At 73.7% G+C, this 12,191-nt stretch carries 13 protein-coding genes; 6 read left to right on the top strand and 7 right to left on the bottom strand.

Translation table 11 applies throughout. The features are described 5' to 3' along the window. Positions 1–11: 11 nt before the first annotated feature. On the top strand, positions 12–1,022 hold the full coding sequence (locus tag ACGFMM_RS00975; protein ID WP_393641888.1) for a carbohydrate ABC transporter permease: 1,011 nt from the start codon (positions 12–14) through the stop codon (positions 1,020–1,022). 11 nt (positions 1,023–1,033) lie between these two features. After that, complete coding sequence (locus ACGFMM_RS00970) at positions 1,034–1,885, top strand: sugar ABC transporter permease (RefSeq protein WP_393642780.1); 852 nt, start codon at positions 1,034–1,036, stop codon at positions 1,883–1,885. Between the two features lie 158 nt (positions 1,886–2,043). Here ACGFMM_RS00970 and ACGFMM_RS00965 read toward each other — a convergent pair whose 3' ends face one another. Beyond that, positions 2,044–2,940, bottom strand: coding sequence for a polysaccharide deacetylase family protein (locus ACGFMM_RS00965; RefSeq protein ID WP_393641886.1), 897 nt, complete (start codon positions 2,938–2,940; stop codon positions 2,044–2,046). A gap of 97 nt (positions 2,941–3,037) precedes the next feature. Then, complete coding sequence (locus ACGFMM_RS00960) at positions 3,038–4,234, bottom strand: CapA family protein (RefSeq protein ID WP_393641884.1); 1,197 nt, start codon at positions 4,232–4,234, stop codon at positions 3,038–3,040. Positions 4,235–4,566: 332 nt separating this feature from the next. Between ACGFMM_RS00960 and ACGFMM_RS00955 the strand changes: the two genes are divergently transcribed. The 3 genes from ACGFMM_RS00955 (at position 4,567) to ACGFMM_RS00945 (ending at position 6,304) form a co-directional block, all read left to right on the top strand. Next, a complete protein-coding gene (locus tag ACGFMM_RS00955; protein ID WP_393641883.1) occupies positions 4,567–5,127 on the top strand; it encodes a sigma-70 family RNA polymerase sigma factor in 561 nt (186 codons plus the stop codon). A 4-nt stretch (positions 5,128–5,131) separates the two neighbouring features. Further along, positions 5,132–5,557, top strand: coding sequence for a PaaI family thioesterase (locus ACGFMM_RS00950; protein WP_393641881.1), 426 nt, complete (start codon positions 5,132–5,134; stop codon positions 5,555–5,557). A 198-nt stretch (positions 5,558–5,755) separates the two neighbouring features. Further along, positions 5,756–6,304: a hypothetical protein gene (locus tag ACGFMM_RS00945; protein WP_393641879.1), complete on the top strand. Its 549-nt coding sequence runs from the start codon at positions 5,756–5,758 to the stop codon at positions 6,302–6,304. Positions 6,305–6,380: 76 nt separating this feature from the next. Here the strand turns inward: ACGFMM_RS00945 and ACGFMM_RS00940 are convergent, their stop codons facing one another. The 4 genes from ACGFMM_RS00940 to ACGFMM_RS00925 form a co-directional block, all read right to left on the bottom strand. Continuing rightward, entirely contained in the window at positions 6,381–7,586 is a 1,206-nt protein-coding gene (locus ACGFMM_RS00940; protein WP_393641877.1) for a histidine kinase, read from the bottom strand. Continuing rightward, positions 7,583–9,325, bottom strand: coding sequence for a cation acetate symporter (locus tag ACGFMM_RS00935; RefSeq protein WP_393641876.1), 1,743 nt, complete (start codon positions 9,323–9,325; stop codon positions 7,583–7,585). The genes ACGFMM_RS00940 and ACGFMM_RS00935 overlap by 4 nt, the downstream gene beginning before the upstream one ends. A gap of 4 nt (positions 9,326–9,329) precedes the next feature. Beyond that, positions 9,330–9,680 (bottom strand): hypothetical protein, encoded by a 351-nt coding sequence (locus tag ACGFMM_RS00930; protein WP_393641874.1) that lies wholly within the window; start codon positions 9,678–9,680, stop codon positions 9,330–9,332. 78 nt (positions 9,681–9,758) lie between these two features. After that, on the bottom strand, positions 9,759–10,505 hold the full coding sequence (locus tag ACGFMM_RS00925) for a LytR/AlgR family response regulator transcription factor (RefSeq protein WP_393641872.1): 747 nt from the start codon (positions 10,503–10,505) through the stop codon (positions 9,759–9,761). Positions 10,506–10,598: 93 nt separating this feature from the next. Here ACGFMM_RS00925 and ACGFMM_RS00920 point away from each other — a divergent pair, with 93 nt between their 5' ends. Further along, entirely contained in the window at positions 10,599–11,222 is a 624-nt protein-coding gene (locus ACGFMM_RS00920; RefSeq protein WP_393641871.1) for a hypothetical protein, read from the top strand. 32 nt (positions 11,223–11,254) lie between these two features. Here the strand turns inward: ACGFMM_RS00920 and ACGFMM_RS00915 are convergent, their stop codons facing one another. After that, positions 11,255–12,115, bottom strand: a complete 861-nt coding sequence (locus ACGFMM_RS00915) for an Fpg/Nei family DNA glycosylase (RefSeq protein WP_393641870.1) — start codon at positions 12,113–12,115, stop codon at positions 11,255–11,257. Between the last annotated feature and the right edge of the window lie 76 nt (positions 12,116–12,191).

Raw genomic sequence — 12,191 nt, 5'->3', positions numbered from 1 at the left:
CTGACCGACCCATGGCTGTCGACACCAGCCAGTCGGTGGCGAAGGCCGCGGGCGCGCACAGCGCCCGCGGCCGCGGCCGCCGCACTGACAAGCACCCGGGCAGGCTGCGCCGCGCGCTGTCCACCCACTGGTACGCGTGGAGCATGGTCGCCCCGGTGGTGGCCGTGATCGGCGTGATCATCGGCTATCCGCTGGTGCGCGGCGTCTACCTGTCGCTGACGAACGCCAACGAGGCGAACGTCGAGCGCACGATCGGCGTCAACCACATCCCGGCCACCTACGAGTTCGTCGGTCTCGACAACTACAAGGCGGTCCTCACCGACGAGGTCTTCTGGGACCGGCTCGGCTGGACGCTGGTGTGGACCGTGGTCTGCGTCGCCCTCTCCTTCGGCCTCGGACTCGTCCTGGCCAACATGCTCAACCGCAAGATCAAGGGCCGCGGCTTCTACCGCATGGCCCTGGTCCTGCCCTGGGCCGTGCCCGCCTTCGTCTCCGTCTTCACCTGGCGGCTGCTCTTCAACGAGCGAAACGGCCTGTTCAACAAGCTGCTCCAGGGCGGCGGGATCGACGCCATCGCCTGGCTGAACGACCCCACCTGGGCCAAGGTCTCCGTGATCGCGGTGAACGTCTGGCTCGGCGTGCCCTTCATGCTCGTCGCCGTCCTCGGCGGCCTGCAGTCCATCCCCGGCGAGCTGTACGAGGCCGCCGAGATGGACGGCGCGAGCGCCTGGCAGCGCTTCCGGCACATCACCATGCCCGGACTGCGCCCGGTCGCCTCCACGGTGATCCTGCTCAGCGCCATCTGGACCTTCAACATGTTCCCGGTGATCTTCCTCCTGACCCGAGGCGGACCCGGCGACTCCACCGAGATCCTGGTGACGTACGCGTACCGGGTCTCCTTCATCAACAGCCCGCGCGACTTCGCGGCCTCCGCCGCCTGGGGCGTGGTGATCCTGCTCCTCCTGTCGCTGTTCGCGGTCGTCTACCGCCGCGCGCTCAAGAAGCAGGGAGACCAGTGGTGAGCGACGAGACCATGACCCCTCCGCGCAAGGTGCGGGCGCGCGGCGAGCGCTCGCCGCTGGCCTCCGCCGGCCTGCACCTCACGCTGATCCTCGCCACGGTCGTCGCGGTCTTCCCGCCGCTGTGGCTGGTGATCACGTCCTTCAAGCCGAAGACCGACGCCTTCGACACCTCCCTGGTGAAGAACTTCACGCTCGGCAACTACACCCATGTCATCGGCGACACCCAGTTCCTCGCCTGGCTCGGCAACTCGCTGCTCGTCGTCGGACTGACCACCGTCATCGGCGTGTTCATCTCCGCCACCACCGGCTACGCCGTCAGCCGCTTCCGCTTCCCGGGCCTGCGCCCGCTGATGTGGATGCTGCTGATCACCCAGATGTTCCCGGTCGCGGTGCTCATCGTCCCGCTGTACAACCTGCTGGCGAGCCTCGGCCTGCTGAACCAGCCGGTCGGCCTGGTCGTCACCTACCTCACCGTCGCCGTGCCCTTCTGCGCCTGGATGATGAAGGGCTACTTCGACGGCATCCCGGCCGAGATCGACGAGGCCGGCCGGGTGGACGGGCTCAGCCCGTTCGGCACCTTCTGGCGGCTGATCATGCCGCTGGCCAAGCCGGGCCTCGCGGTCACCGCGTTCTACACCTTCATCACCGGCTGGGCCGAGGTCGCCTACGCCTCCGCGTTCATGACCGGCGAGGAGAACCTCACGCTCGCCGGCGGTCTGCAGACCTTCGTCAACCAGTACACCGCCGACTGGGGCTCGCTCACCGCCGCGGCCGTGCTCATCGCCGCCCCGGCCGCGGTCGTGTTCGGCATCGTCCAGCGCCACCTCGTCTCCGGGCTCACCGCCGGCGCCACCAAGTCGTAGGGGGTGTCTTGCCGATCATGCCGGGCTCGCGGCGTCTGGCACGCACGCTCGCCGCGTTGTCGTCAGTCGTCAACGCTCCGCGTTGCCTCCCTCCTCCGCCTTGCGATCGCACGCACCAGACGCCGCTCCCTGATCCGGCCTGATCGGCGAGGCACCCCCTAGCGCCGGGGCACGGTCATGCGATAGCCCGCGTCGAGGAGTTCGGGCAGGTACCGCTTGAGGGCGGCGACGCTCTGCGAGCGGTTGCCGCCCGCGTCGTGCGAGAGCACCACGACGCCCGGGGCGGCGCCGTCCAGGACCCGGTCCACGATGGTGCCGGTGCCGGGCTCCTTCCAGTCGAGGGTGTCGACGGTCCAGGCGAGCGGCTCCATGCCCAGTTCGGCGCCGATCTCGAAGGAGTGCCGGTTCCAGGCGCCGAAGGGCGCGCGGTACCAGAGCGGGGCCGCGCCGAGGGTCTTCTCGACGACCTCGCTGGTGCTGCCGAGCTCGTCGCGGATCCGGGACGGGGCCAGTTTCGGGATGAGCGGGTGCGACCAGGAGTGGTTGCCGACCACATGTCCGTCGTCGGCCATCTCCCGCAGCAGGTCCTTGTTCTCGACGGCCATCTCGCCGCAGACGAAGAACATCGCCCGGCAGTCGTACCTGCGCAGGGTGCGCAGGATCTCCGGGGTGTAGCGCGGGTCGGGCCCGTCGTCGAAGGTGAGCACCATCGAGCGGCCGACGCCGGACAGGCGCAGAAAGGGCCTGCGGCGGATCGGCGGCAGGGCCTTGCGGTAGGCCGGCGGCGCGGCGGCGGTCATGGGCTGCAGCCGGTACGTGCTCGGCCCCAGCCGGGCGGCCGCGGGGGCCCCGGGGACGGGCCGCCCGGCAGGCCCCGCAGCGGGACCCGCGGCGGGCGCGGGGGTGGGGCGGGGCGGGGTCCCGGCCGTGGGGGCGGACCGATCGGGCGCGCCGAGGCGGTCCGCCGCGAAGACTCCGACGGTGGCGGTGGCCCCGAGCGCGGCGAGGAGGCGCAGCACCGGCCGCCGACCCGTGGGCATCTGATCCTTTTTCATGACCAATGGCTCGCACGGCCGTCGCCCCGACGGCCCCCGCGACACCGGCCGGGCCCCCGAATCCACCCGCGCGGAGCACGAACGCGGCCGGACGGCTCTACCGGCCCATCGTCAGACCGTCCTTCGCCGCGCCGCGGGAGAGGGCGACCTCGCGGATCCGGTCGCGTACGGCGGTGAGCGGGGCGCCGTCCTCGATGGCGGCGTTCAGGTTGACGGCCCGGCCGGCCGCGGTGTCGAACCACAGCGGCACGAACTCGGCCCGGCCGACCTCCCAGCGCCCGCCGGGCGTCCGGGGCGGGGCGAAGGTGAACCGGGCGAGGGTGCTCTGGTTGCCGCGCGGGTCGTGCGCGCCGGAGTGGTTGACCATGTCGCCGGCGATCTGGTCGCCCATCCCGTACACGATCCAGGTGCCGTTGACCTTCTCGTACGCCTGGGGGACATGGGCGTGGGTGCCGATGATCAGGTCGATGTCGGGCCGGCCGCCGGTGCGGGATGCGGTGAGCGCGCGGCCGAGGGCGAGCTGCCGCTCGTCGGGCGCCGTCTGCCACTCCGAGCCCCAGTGCGGGGAGACGACGACGATGTCGGCGCCGGCCTTGCGGGCGGCCCGCGCGTCGGCGACGATCCGCTGCTCGTCGAGCAGGTTCACCGCCCAGGGCTGCCCCTGCGGGAGCGGATAACCGTTGGTGTCGTAGGTGTAGGCGAGATGGGCGACCGTGGCGGTGCCGGCCTTCAGCAGCGTGGGCCGGGCGGCCTCCTGCGCGGTACGGGCGGAGCCGGCGTGCGCGACCCCCGCCCGGTCGAGGGCGTCGAGGGTGCGGGCGATCCCGGCGGCGCCGTCGTCGAGGGTGTGGTTGGAGGCGGTGGAGCAGCCGTCGTAGCCGGTGGCCCGGAGCGCGGCGGCGACCTCGGGCGGGGACTTGAAGGCGGGGTAGCCGGTGTAGGGGCCGCCCTTCTCGCCGTACACCGTCTCCATGTGGCACAGCGCCAGGCCGGCGCGGGAGACGAGGGGCTCGACGCCGGCCAGCATGGGCCGGAAGTCGTAGCCCGAGCCGTGGGCGTCGGCGGCCGCTTGGCGGATGATCGAGGCGTGCGGCAGGACGTCGCCGGATGCGACGAGGGTGAAGCCGGCTTCGGCGGAGGCGCCGCCGGCGGCGGCCGAGGGGACGCCGGGGCGCTCGGTGTCCTGCTGAGCGGCGGGGGACCGCGGCGGGCGGTCGTCGGCGGCACAGCCGGTCGCCGCGGCGAGGAGCAGGGCGGCGACGGCGACCGCGCCGGGTCGGGTGCGCTGGGACATCGTGCGGGCTCCGTGGGCTCGACGGTGGCGGTCACCGTGACGATGACCGTTGCGGTATGACAATCCGACTTACATTCCGCCGATCTAGCTCTGCACGGGAATTTCGGGCAGTCAAGGGTCAAGGCCGCACAAGCCCTGAATCGCACCGGAACGGACCCGACGCCTCCGGTTGACCGTTCATCGCACCATTCGTCGCTCGGTGCGACCGCTCGGCGCAGACCGCTGTGCGCCGCCTGTCGCTTCCCGTCGGGATGCGTTCGGATACGGCGCGGAACGACGAGCCGCCGAGCGGGGTCCCCCGGCCGGAGGCCGAGGGAGGAAGAGGTGTGAGCATGACGACGGCGACGACCGACGAACGGGCCCTGGAAGAACTGCAGCGCGAGCACGGGACCGCCCTGCACGGCTTTCTGCTCGGCCTGACCTACGGGGACCGGCAGCGCGCCGAGGACCTGGTGCAGGAGACCCTGGTCCGGGCCTGGCTCCACCCCGAGGCCTTCCACGGCCCGTACGAGTCGATGCGCCCCTGGCTGTTCACCGTGGCCCGCCGGCTCGCCATCGACGCCCGCCGCTCCCGGCTGGCCCGGCCCGCCGAGATCGGCGACGACGCGCTGGCGGCCACCCCCGACCCGGCCGACGCCACCGAGTCCGCCGTCGCCGCGCTCGACGTACGCGCCGCCGTCCGCGGACTCAGCCCCGAGCACCGCGCGGTCCTGGAGCGGATCTACTTCCACGGGCTCACCGTCAAGGAGGCGGCCGACGACCTCGGCATCCCGGCCGGCACCGTCAAGTCCCGCTCGCACTACGCGCTGCGCACCCTCAGCGGCTGTCTGCCCGGCTACAGCAGGCCGCGCCGCCACGCTCTGTCCAGCCCGGCCGCCCGGACCCCACAATGACCGGGTGAGAAACGACCAGCCACTGACACTCGCCGCCGCGCAGCAGGTCCTCGCCGACAACTTCGCGCCCTGGGTACTGGATCTCGGCCTGTCGGTGGTCTCCACCGAAGCGGGCGAGGCGGTCCTGCGGCTCCCCTGGTCCGACCGGCTCGCCCGGGAGGGCGGGGGCCTGTCCGGCCAGGCACTGATGGCCGCCGCCGACACCGCGACCGTGATCGCGGTGGCGTCGGCCCGCGGCGGCTTCGTCCCGATGACGACCGTGCAGCAGTCGATCAGCTTCCAGCGCGCGGTCCTCGGCGCCGACGTCCTCGTCCGGGCCCGGCTCACCAAGGACGGCCGGCGGATGGCGTTCGCCGACATCACCATGACGGCGGAGGGGACCGACGCGCCGGCCGCGCACGCGACCGCCGTCTACGCGCTCCTCGGCTGATCCGGCCGCCCCCGCGACCGGTCTCCCGAGTCCCGGACGTCCCGCGTGTCAGCGCTGTCCCACCGGTCCCGCACCGGCGGGAGAACGTATCCGAAACCACACACGCGAGTTGAGTAAAGAGCGACCCGCGCGCGTCTCCTTCGGTGGAGGCTCGTCGCTGAGGTTCCGCATCGAGGACGTCCGGGAGAAGGTGGAGCGTTGCTGCCCGAGAGCACCGACGGCCACGGCGGGGGCGGTACGGCCGTTCCCATGGCCTGGCTGTGCGCCGAGTACACGGCCGACGAACTGCTGCGCGCGGGGCGGCTGGTGGAGCCAGGCTCGCTGGAGCACCGGGCCGGCAGGCAGGCCCTGGCGCTCACGATCCACCTGTGCGACGGGGCGGGCTCCGGCGCGCTCTCCGCGGCGCGGCTCGACGAGTGGCTGAGCCGTACGTCGTACGACCATCCCTGGCCGGACTGGGTCCGCGAACGGCTCGCCGAGCGAAGCGAGATGGGGGTCCCCCCGGCCGAAGGCTGGGGGAGGGCCGCGCGGACCGCCGGCGGGACGGACCCCGATCTGGCGCTGGCCCGCGAGACCTGGCGGCAGCTGGAGGCCACCCGGATCCTCGCGACCGACCTGCGCGGGCTCTCCGCCTCGGCCGGTCTCGGCGTCCTGGGCCTGGACCAGGTGGACGAGTCGGCGCAGACCTGGGTGCCCGCCTGGCAACTCGGGCTGCCCCTCGGCCACTTGGCCCTGCACCTGTACTGACCCCGGCGCGCGGCCACCGGGACCGCCGGAGCGGGTACGCCAACGCGCCGCCAGGACCGCCGAGCGGGAGCCGGGACTACTGGAGCTGCCCCGGATGGACCCCCGCCCGGTACTTCGGGAGCCGCACGGTGATCTTCATGCCGGCGCCCACCCCGGTCTCGATGACCAGCCCGTACGCGTCCCCGTACACCTGGCGCAGCCGCTCGTCCACGTTGCACAGGCCGACCCCCGACGAGGGCCGCTCCCCGGCGAGGATGCCGCGCAGCACCGCCGGGTCCATGCCGACGCCGTCGTCCTCGATGGTCACCACGGCCTCGGCCCCCTCGTCGCGGGCGGCGATGGTGACCCGGCGCACACCCCGGGTGTCCTCCAGACCGTGCTTGACCGCGTTCTCCACCAGCGGCTGGAGGCACAGGAACGGCAGCGCCACCGGCAGCACCTCGGGCGCGATCTGCAGGGTCACCTTGAGCCGGTCGCCGAACCGGGCCCCGGCCAGCGCCAGGTACTGCTCGATCGACTGCAGTTCGTCGGCGAGCCGGGTGAACTCGCCGTGCCTGCGGAACGAGTAGCGGGTGAAGTCGGCGAACTCCAGGAGCAGTTCGCGGGCCCGCTCCGGGTCGGTGCGGACGAACGAGGCGATCGCGGCGAGCGAGTTGAAGATGAAGTGCGGGGAGATCTGGGCGCGCAGGGCGCGGATCTCCGCCTCGATCAACCGGGTGCGCGAACGGTCGAGTTCGGCAAGCTCCAGCTGTACGGAGACCCAGCGGGCGACCTCGGTGGCGGCCCGCACCAGCACCGCCGACTCCTGCGCGCCGTAGGCGACGAGCGCGCCGAGGACGCCCTCCTCGCCGGTCAGCGGGGCGATCACCGTCCAGCGCAGCGGGCAGACGAGGTCCCCGCAGCCGGAGGGCGCGCTGTGGCTGCGCCCGGTGGCGAGGACCGCCGCGACCTGGTCCATCACCTGCCGGCGGTGGTGGTCGCCGCCGGGACCGTCCCAGGCCAGCACGGCACCGCGGTCGGTGAGACAGAGCGCCTCGGTGCCGAGCAGCGAGCGCAGCCGCCCGGCGGCCTTGCCGGCGGTCTCCTCGGTGAGCCCGGCGCGCAGCGGCGGCGCGGCCAGCGAGGCGGTGTGCAGGGTGTGGAAGGTGGCCCGCTCCACGGGGGTGCCGAGGTCCAGGCCGTCGCGGTCGCCGCGCCGGCCGGAGATCCGGCCGGCCGCGAAGCCGGCGGCAAGCAGCAGCACGCCCGCGACGGCGAGCGCCGCGTACCCGATCCCGCTCACGTCTCGGCCCTTTCGGCGCGCTCGTGAGGAGGCCGGTCCAGCAGGTCCTCCGGGAGGTGCAGGCGGGCCAGGATCGCCGGGGTCCCCGGCGGGATCCGGTGCGGGGTGGCCAGCGAGACCAGGATCATGGTGAGGAAGCCGAGCGGCACGGACCAGACCGCGGGCCAGGCCATCAGCGTGTGCGGCCAGCCCTCCGGGGCGAGTCCGGCGCGGGTGGCCATGACGGCGGTGAGCGCCGAGCCGCCGCCGAGCAGCAGCCCGGCCACCGCGCCCGGCGGGGTGAGCCGGCGCCACCAGATGCCGAGCACCAGCAGCGGGCAGAAGGAGGAGGCCGACACCGCGAAGGCGAGCCCGACCGCGTCCGCGACCGGGACCTTGCTGGCGAGCACGCTCGCGGTCAGCGGCACGGCCATGGCGAGCAGGGTCGCGAGCCGGAAGTGGCGCACCCCGCGGGACGGCAGCACGTCCTGGCTGACCACTCCGGCGACCGACATCGTCAGCCCGGAGGCGGTCGAGAGGAACGCGGCGAACGCCCCGCCCGCGAGCAGCGCGCCGAGCAGGTCCCCGGCGAGCCCGCCGATCATCCGGTCCGGCAGGACGAGCACGGCCGCGTCGGCGGCCCCGGTGAGCGCGAGGTCGGGGGCGTAGATCCGGCCGAGCGCGCCGTACACCGGCGGCAGCAGGTAGAACGCGCCGACGAGGCCGAGCACGACGAGCGTGGTGCGCCGGGCGGCCCGGCCGTGCGGGCTGGTGTAGAAGCGGACGGCGACGTGCGGCAGGCCCATGGTGCCGAGGAAGGTCGCGAGGATCAGCCCGTACGTCGCGTACAGCTGGTGGCCGTCGCGGTCGCCGGCCAGCGGCTGCGACCAGCCCAGGGGGTCGTCGCCGCTGGCCGTCCTCTCGGGGACCGCGGCGCCCTCCGGGAAGGTGAGGGTGGTGCCGGACTCGATGCGGTGCGCGCCCGGCTGCAGGGTGGTGCGGCCTCCGTCGTACGCGGTGCCGTCGACCTGTCCGGCGACGTCGAGTGTGAGCGGCTCCTCGACCTCGATGCGCACGGTGTCGCCGAACCGTACGGCGGTGTGCTCGCGGAACACGGCGGGCGCGTCGAACCGGGCCCGCGGGGCGTCGTCGCCGGCCCAGGCCGCGGCCAGGAAGAGCGCGGGCACCAGCAGGGCGGTGAGCTTCAGCCAGTACTGGAAGGCCTGCACGAAGGTGATGCTGCGCATCCCGCCGGCGGCGACGATGCCGGTGACGACGAGTCCGACGACGAGTCCGCCGACCCAGTCGGGCGCGCCGGTGAGGATCTCCAGGGTGAGCCCCGCGCCCTGGAGCTGCGGCAGCAGATAAAGCCAGCCGATGCCGACGACGAACAGGCTGGCGAGCCGCCGTACTTGCGGGGACTCCAGGCGGGCGTCGGCGAAGTCGGAGAGCGTGTACGCGCCGGAGCGGCGCAGCGGGGCCGCGACGAGCACGAGCAGGACGAGATAGCCGGCCGTGTAGCCGACCGGGTACCAGAGCATGTCCGGGCCCTGGAGCAGTACCAGGCCCGCGATGCCGAGGAAGGAGGCCGCGGAGAGGTACTCGCCGCTGATCGCGGCGGCGTTGAGGCCCGGTTTGACGGTCCGGGAGGCCACGTAGAAGTCGGAGGTGGTGCGGGAGATGCGCAGACCGAGACCGCCGATGAGCACCGTGGCCACGGTGACGACGGTGACCGCGACCACCGCGTAGGTCTGGTTCACGCGGTCACGTCTCGACGAGGCCGGTGAAGTCGCGCTCGTTGCGCTCCGCCCGGCGGACGTACCAGCGCGCCGTCGCCCAGATCACCGGGTACACGCCGACGCCGAGCGCCGCCCAGACCACGCCCTCCGGCGCGGGCAGCGCGAGCAGCAGCGGCAGCGAGCCGACCAGCAGGGCCAGGGCGGCCAGCGCGGTGAGCGCGGCACGCAGCTGGCTGCGCATCAGCGAGCGGACGTAGGTGTGTCCGATGGTGGTGTGCTCGTTGATCTCCGACCGCGCGGGCGGATGCCCCGGGGGCCGGCGCGCGGCGCGCGGCACTCCGGTGACGATCTCACGGCGGGGCTGGGGCTCAGGCATCCAGCGGAGTCTACGCAGCGGTCTCCGGCCGGACCAGAGCCCGTGACCGGACTGTTTCCGCCGGTCAGCGGCGGACGATCAGCCGCGGACATGACGGGTCAGCAGCTCCCGCAGCTGCCGGGCGTGGCGGCGGCTGACGGCGAGCTCGGCGGTCCCGACGCGGACGGTCGTGGCCCCGCCGTCCATGCGCAGCTCGTCGATCCGGTCGAGGGCGACGAGATGGCTGCGGTGGATGCGGACGAAGCCGCGCGCCGCCCACCGCTCCTCCAGCGTAGAGAGCGGGATGCGGACGAGATGGCTGGCGTCGGCGGTGTGCAGCCGGGCGTAGTCGCCCTGGGCCTCGACGTACGCGATCTCGCCGATGGGGACGAACCGGGTGACCCCGCCGAGCTCGACCGGTATCTGGTCGGACGGGGCGCCGGGCGCGGTACTCGCGTGGACCTGCTCGTGCACCCGGCGGACCGCCTCCGCGAGGCGTTCGCCGCGGACCGGCTTGAGCACGTAGTCCACCGCCTCCAGGTCGAACGCCTGCACGGCGAAGCCTTCGTGTGCGGTGACGAAGACGATCAGCGGCGGCCGGGCGAAGCCGGCGAGCAGCCGGGCCACGTCGAGTCCGGTCAGCCCGGCCATGTGGATGTCGAGGAAGACGACGTCGATGGCGTCCGCGCCGTCCGGCCCGGCCTCCAGCGCCCGGCCGATCCGGCGCAGCGCCTCGGTGGCGTCGGTGGCCCCTTCCGCGCTGCGCACCCGGGGATCGGAACGCAGCAGGTAGAGCAGTTCCCCGAGGGCCGGTTCCTCGTCGTCGACGGCCAGTACGCGCAGCATGGTGAGGGAGTCTAAGCCGGGGACGTGCGGTTGAGCACCGGGGCGGAACTCTGCGTATTCCCTTGTGTGACCAGGGTGGGCGAAGGGAACGGGATGACCCCGGAGGGGCACCGGGACGTGGCGGCGTACGCGCTGGGCGTGCTGGAGCCGCTGGAGGCACTGCGCTGCGCCGAGCATCTGACGCGCTGCCCGGACTGCGCCCGGGAGCACGAACGGTTCGCCGCACTGGCGGCGGCGCTGGCGGAACTGGTGCCGCCGTCGGCGCCGGACCCGGCGGCGGACACCTCCGCGGACCGGGCAGCTGGCCAGGCGGCCGACCGGGCGGCGGGACGGACCCGGCGCTGGAAGGCGCGGGCCGTGGCCTGGCCGTCCGTGGCCGCGGTGCTCGTCGCGGCGGTGCTGCTGGGGGACGCGGCCCCTGAGGCCGTACGGTTCTCCGCGGCCGACCGGGCCACCGGCGTCACGGCGTCCGCCGCGCTGGAGGACCGGGAGTGGGGTTCGGCGGTCGGCCTGCGGGTGGCCGGGCTGCGCGGCCGGCGGGTGTGCACCCTGTACGCCGTGGACCGCGGCGGCCGCGCGTACCCGCTGCTCACCTGGCGGGCCGAGGAGGCCGGGGCGCCGCTGATCGAGACGGCGGCCCCGGTCCGCCCCGCCGAGATCGACCGCCTGACGGTGCGGGACGCGACGGGCGTGCAGGTCGCGGAGCTGCGCCGCTAGCACTCCTTGAGCAGCCGCCCGCCGAGGGACCGCTACTTGAGCAGCCGGGACAGGCGGCGGTCGGCGAGCGGTTTGCCGCCGGTCTGGCAGGTGGGGCAGTACTGGAGGGAGGAGTCCGCGAAGGAGACCTCGCGGATGGTGTCGCCGCAGACGGGGCAGGGCTCGCCGGTGCGGCCGTGGACCCGCAGTCCGCTCTTCTTCTCCGCCTTCAGCCGGCCCGCGGCGAGTCCGTGCGAGCGGGCGACGGCCTGCGTGAGGGTGTCGCGCATGGCCTCGTACAGCGCGGCGGTCTCCTCGTCGGTGAGGTTCTGGGTGGGCTTGAACGGGGACGTCTTCGCCACGTGCAGGATCTCGTCGCTGTACGCGTTGCCGATGCCGGCGATCAGGCTCTGGTCCCGCAGCGCGCCCTTGATCTGCCGGCGCTCGCCCTTGAGCAGCGCGGCGAAGGCGGCGAGGTCGAAGTCCGGCGCCAGCGGGTCCGGCCCGAGGCGGGCGACGCCGGGGACGTCGGCGGGCTCCCGGACCAGATGGACCGCGAGCCGTTTCTGCGTGCCCGCCTCGGTGAGGTCGAAGCCGTCGCCGCCGGTGAGGGCGACCCGCAACGCCAGCGGGCCCTTGCCGGGCTTGGGCGCCCCGGAGGGCAGGACGTCCTTCCACTGCAGCCAGCCCGCCCGGGCGAGGTGGATCAGCAGGTGCAGCCCGCCGGCCTCGATGTCGAGGAACTTGCCGTGCCGCGCGACGCCGGTGACCTCCGCCCCCTCGACGGCGCCGAGCGGAGGGTCGTACGTCTTGAGCACGCTGATCGCGGCGGGCAGCACACGGGCGATCTCCTTGCCCACGAGGTGGGCGTCGAGGAACTCGCGGAGCGCTTCGACCTCGGGCAGTTCCGGCATACCTCCACCCTGCCGTACGGGCGGTGGGTCCGCGCTCCCCCGGCCTTGAGGCAGGGGGCGCCCCGTCCCGCTCCGC

The organism is Streptomyces sp. NPDC048604, from assembly GCF_043199435.1.
In the GTDB taxonomy this organism is placed as follows: Bacteria; Actinomycetota; Actinomycetes; order Streptomycetales; family Streptomycetaceae; genus Streptomyces.
Note: the sequence above shows the minus strand (reverse complement) of the source record. Positions and strands in the feature narration are given on the sequence as shown.

Excerpts from the sequence above, each read along its gene's own strand:
- ACGFMM_RS00975 (WP_393641888.1), top strand. The coding sequence starts at position 12 with ATGGCTGTCGACACCAGCCAGTCGGTGGCGAAGGCCGCGGGCGCGCAC.
- ACGFMM_RS00970 (WP_393642780.1), top strand. The coding sequence starts at position 1,034 with ATGACCCCTCCGCGCAAGGTGCGGGCGCGCGGCGAGCGCTCGCCGCTG.
- ACGFMM_RS00965 (WP_393641886.1), bottom strand. The coding sequence starts at position 2,940 with ATGAAAAAGGATCAGATGCCCACGGGTCGGCGGCCGGTGCTGCGCCTC.
- ACGFMM_RS00960 (WP_393641884.1), bottom strand. The coding sequence starts at position 4,234 with ATGTCCCAGCGCACCCGACCCGGCGCGGTCGCCGTCGCCGCCCTGCTC.
- ACGFMM_RS00955 (WP_393641883.1), top strand. The coding sequence starts at position 4,567 with ATGACGACGGCGACGACCGACGAACGGGCCCTGGAAGAACTGCAGCGC.
- ACGFMM_RS00930 (WP_393641874.1), bottom strand. The coding sequence starts at position 9,680 with ATGCCTGAGCCCCAGCCCCGCCGTGAGATCGTCACCGGAGTGCCGCGC.
- ACGFMM_RS00925 (WP_393641872.1), bottom strand. The coding sequence starts at position 10,505 with ATGCTGCGCGTACTGGCCGTCGACGACGAGGAACCGGCCCTCGGGGAA.
- ACGFMM_RS00920 (WP_393641871.1), top strand. The coding sequence starts at position 10,599 with ATGACCCCGGAGGGGCACCGGGACGTGGCGGCGTACGCGCTGGGCGTG.
- ACGFMM_RS00915 (WP_393641870.1), bottom strand. The coding sequence starts at position 12,115 with ATGCCGGAACTGCCCGAGGTCGAAGCGCTCCGCGAGTTCCTCGACGCC.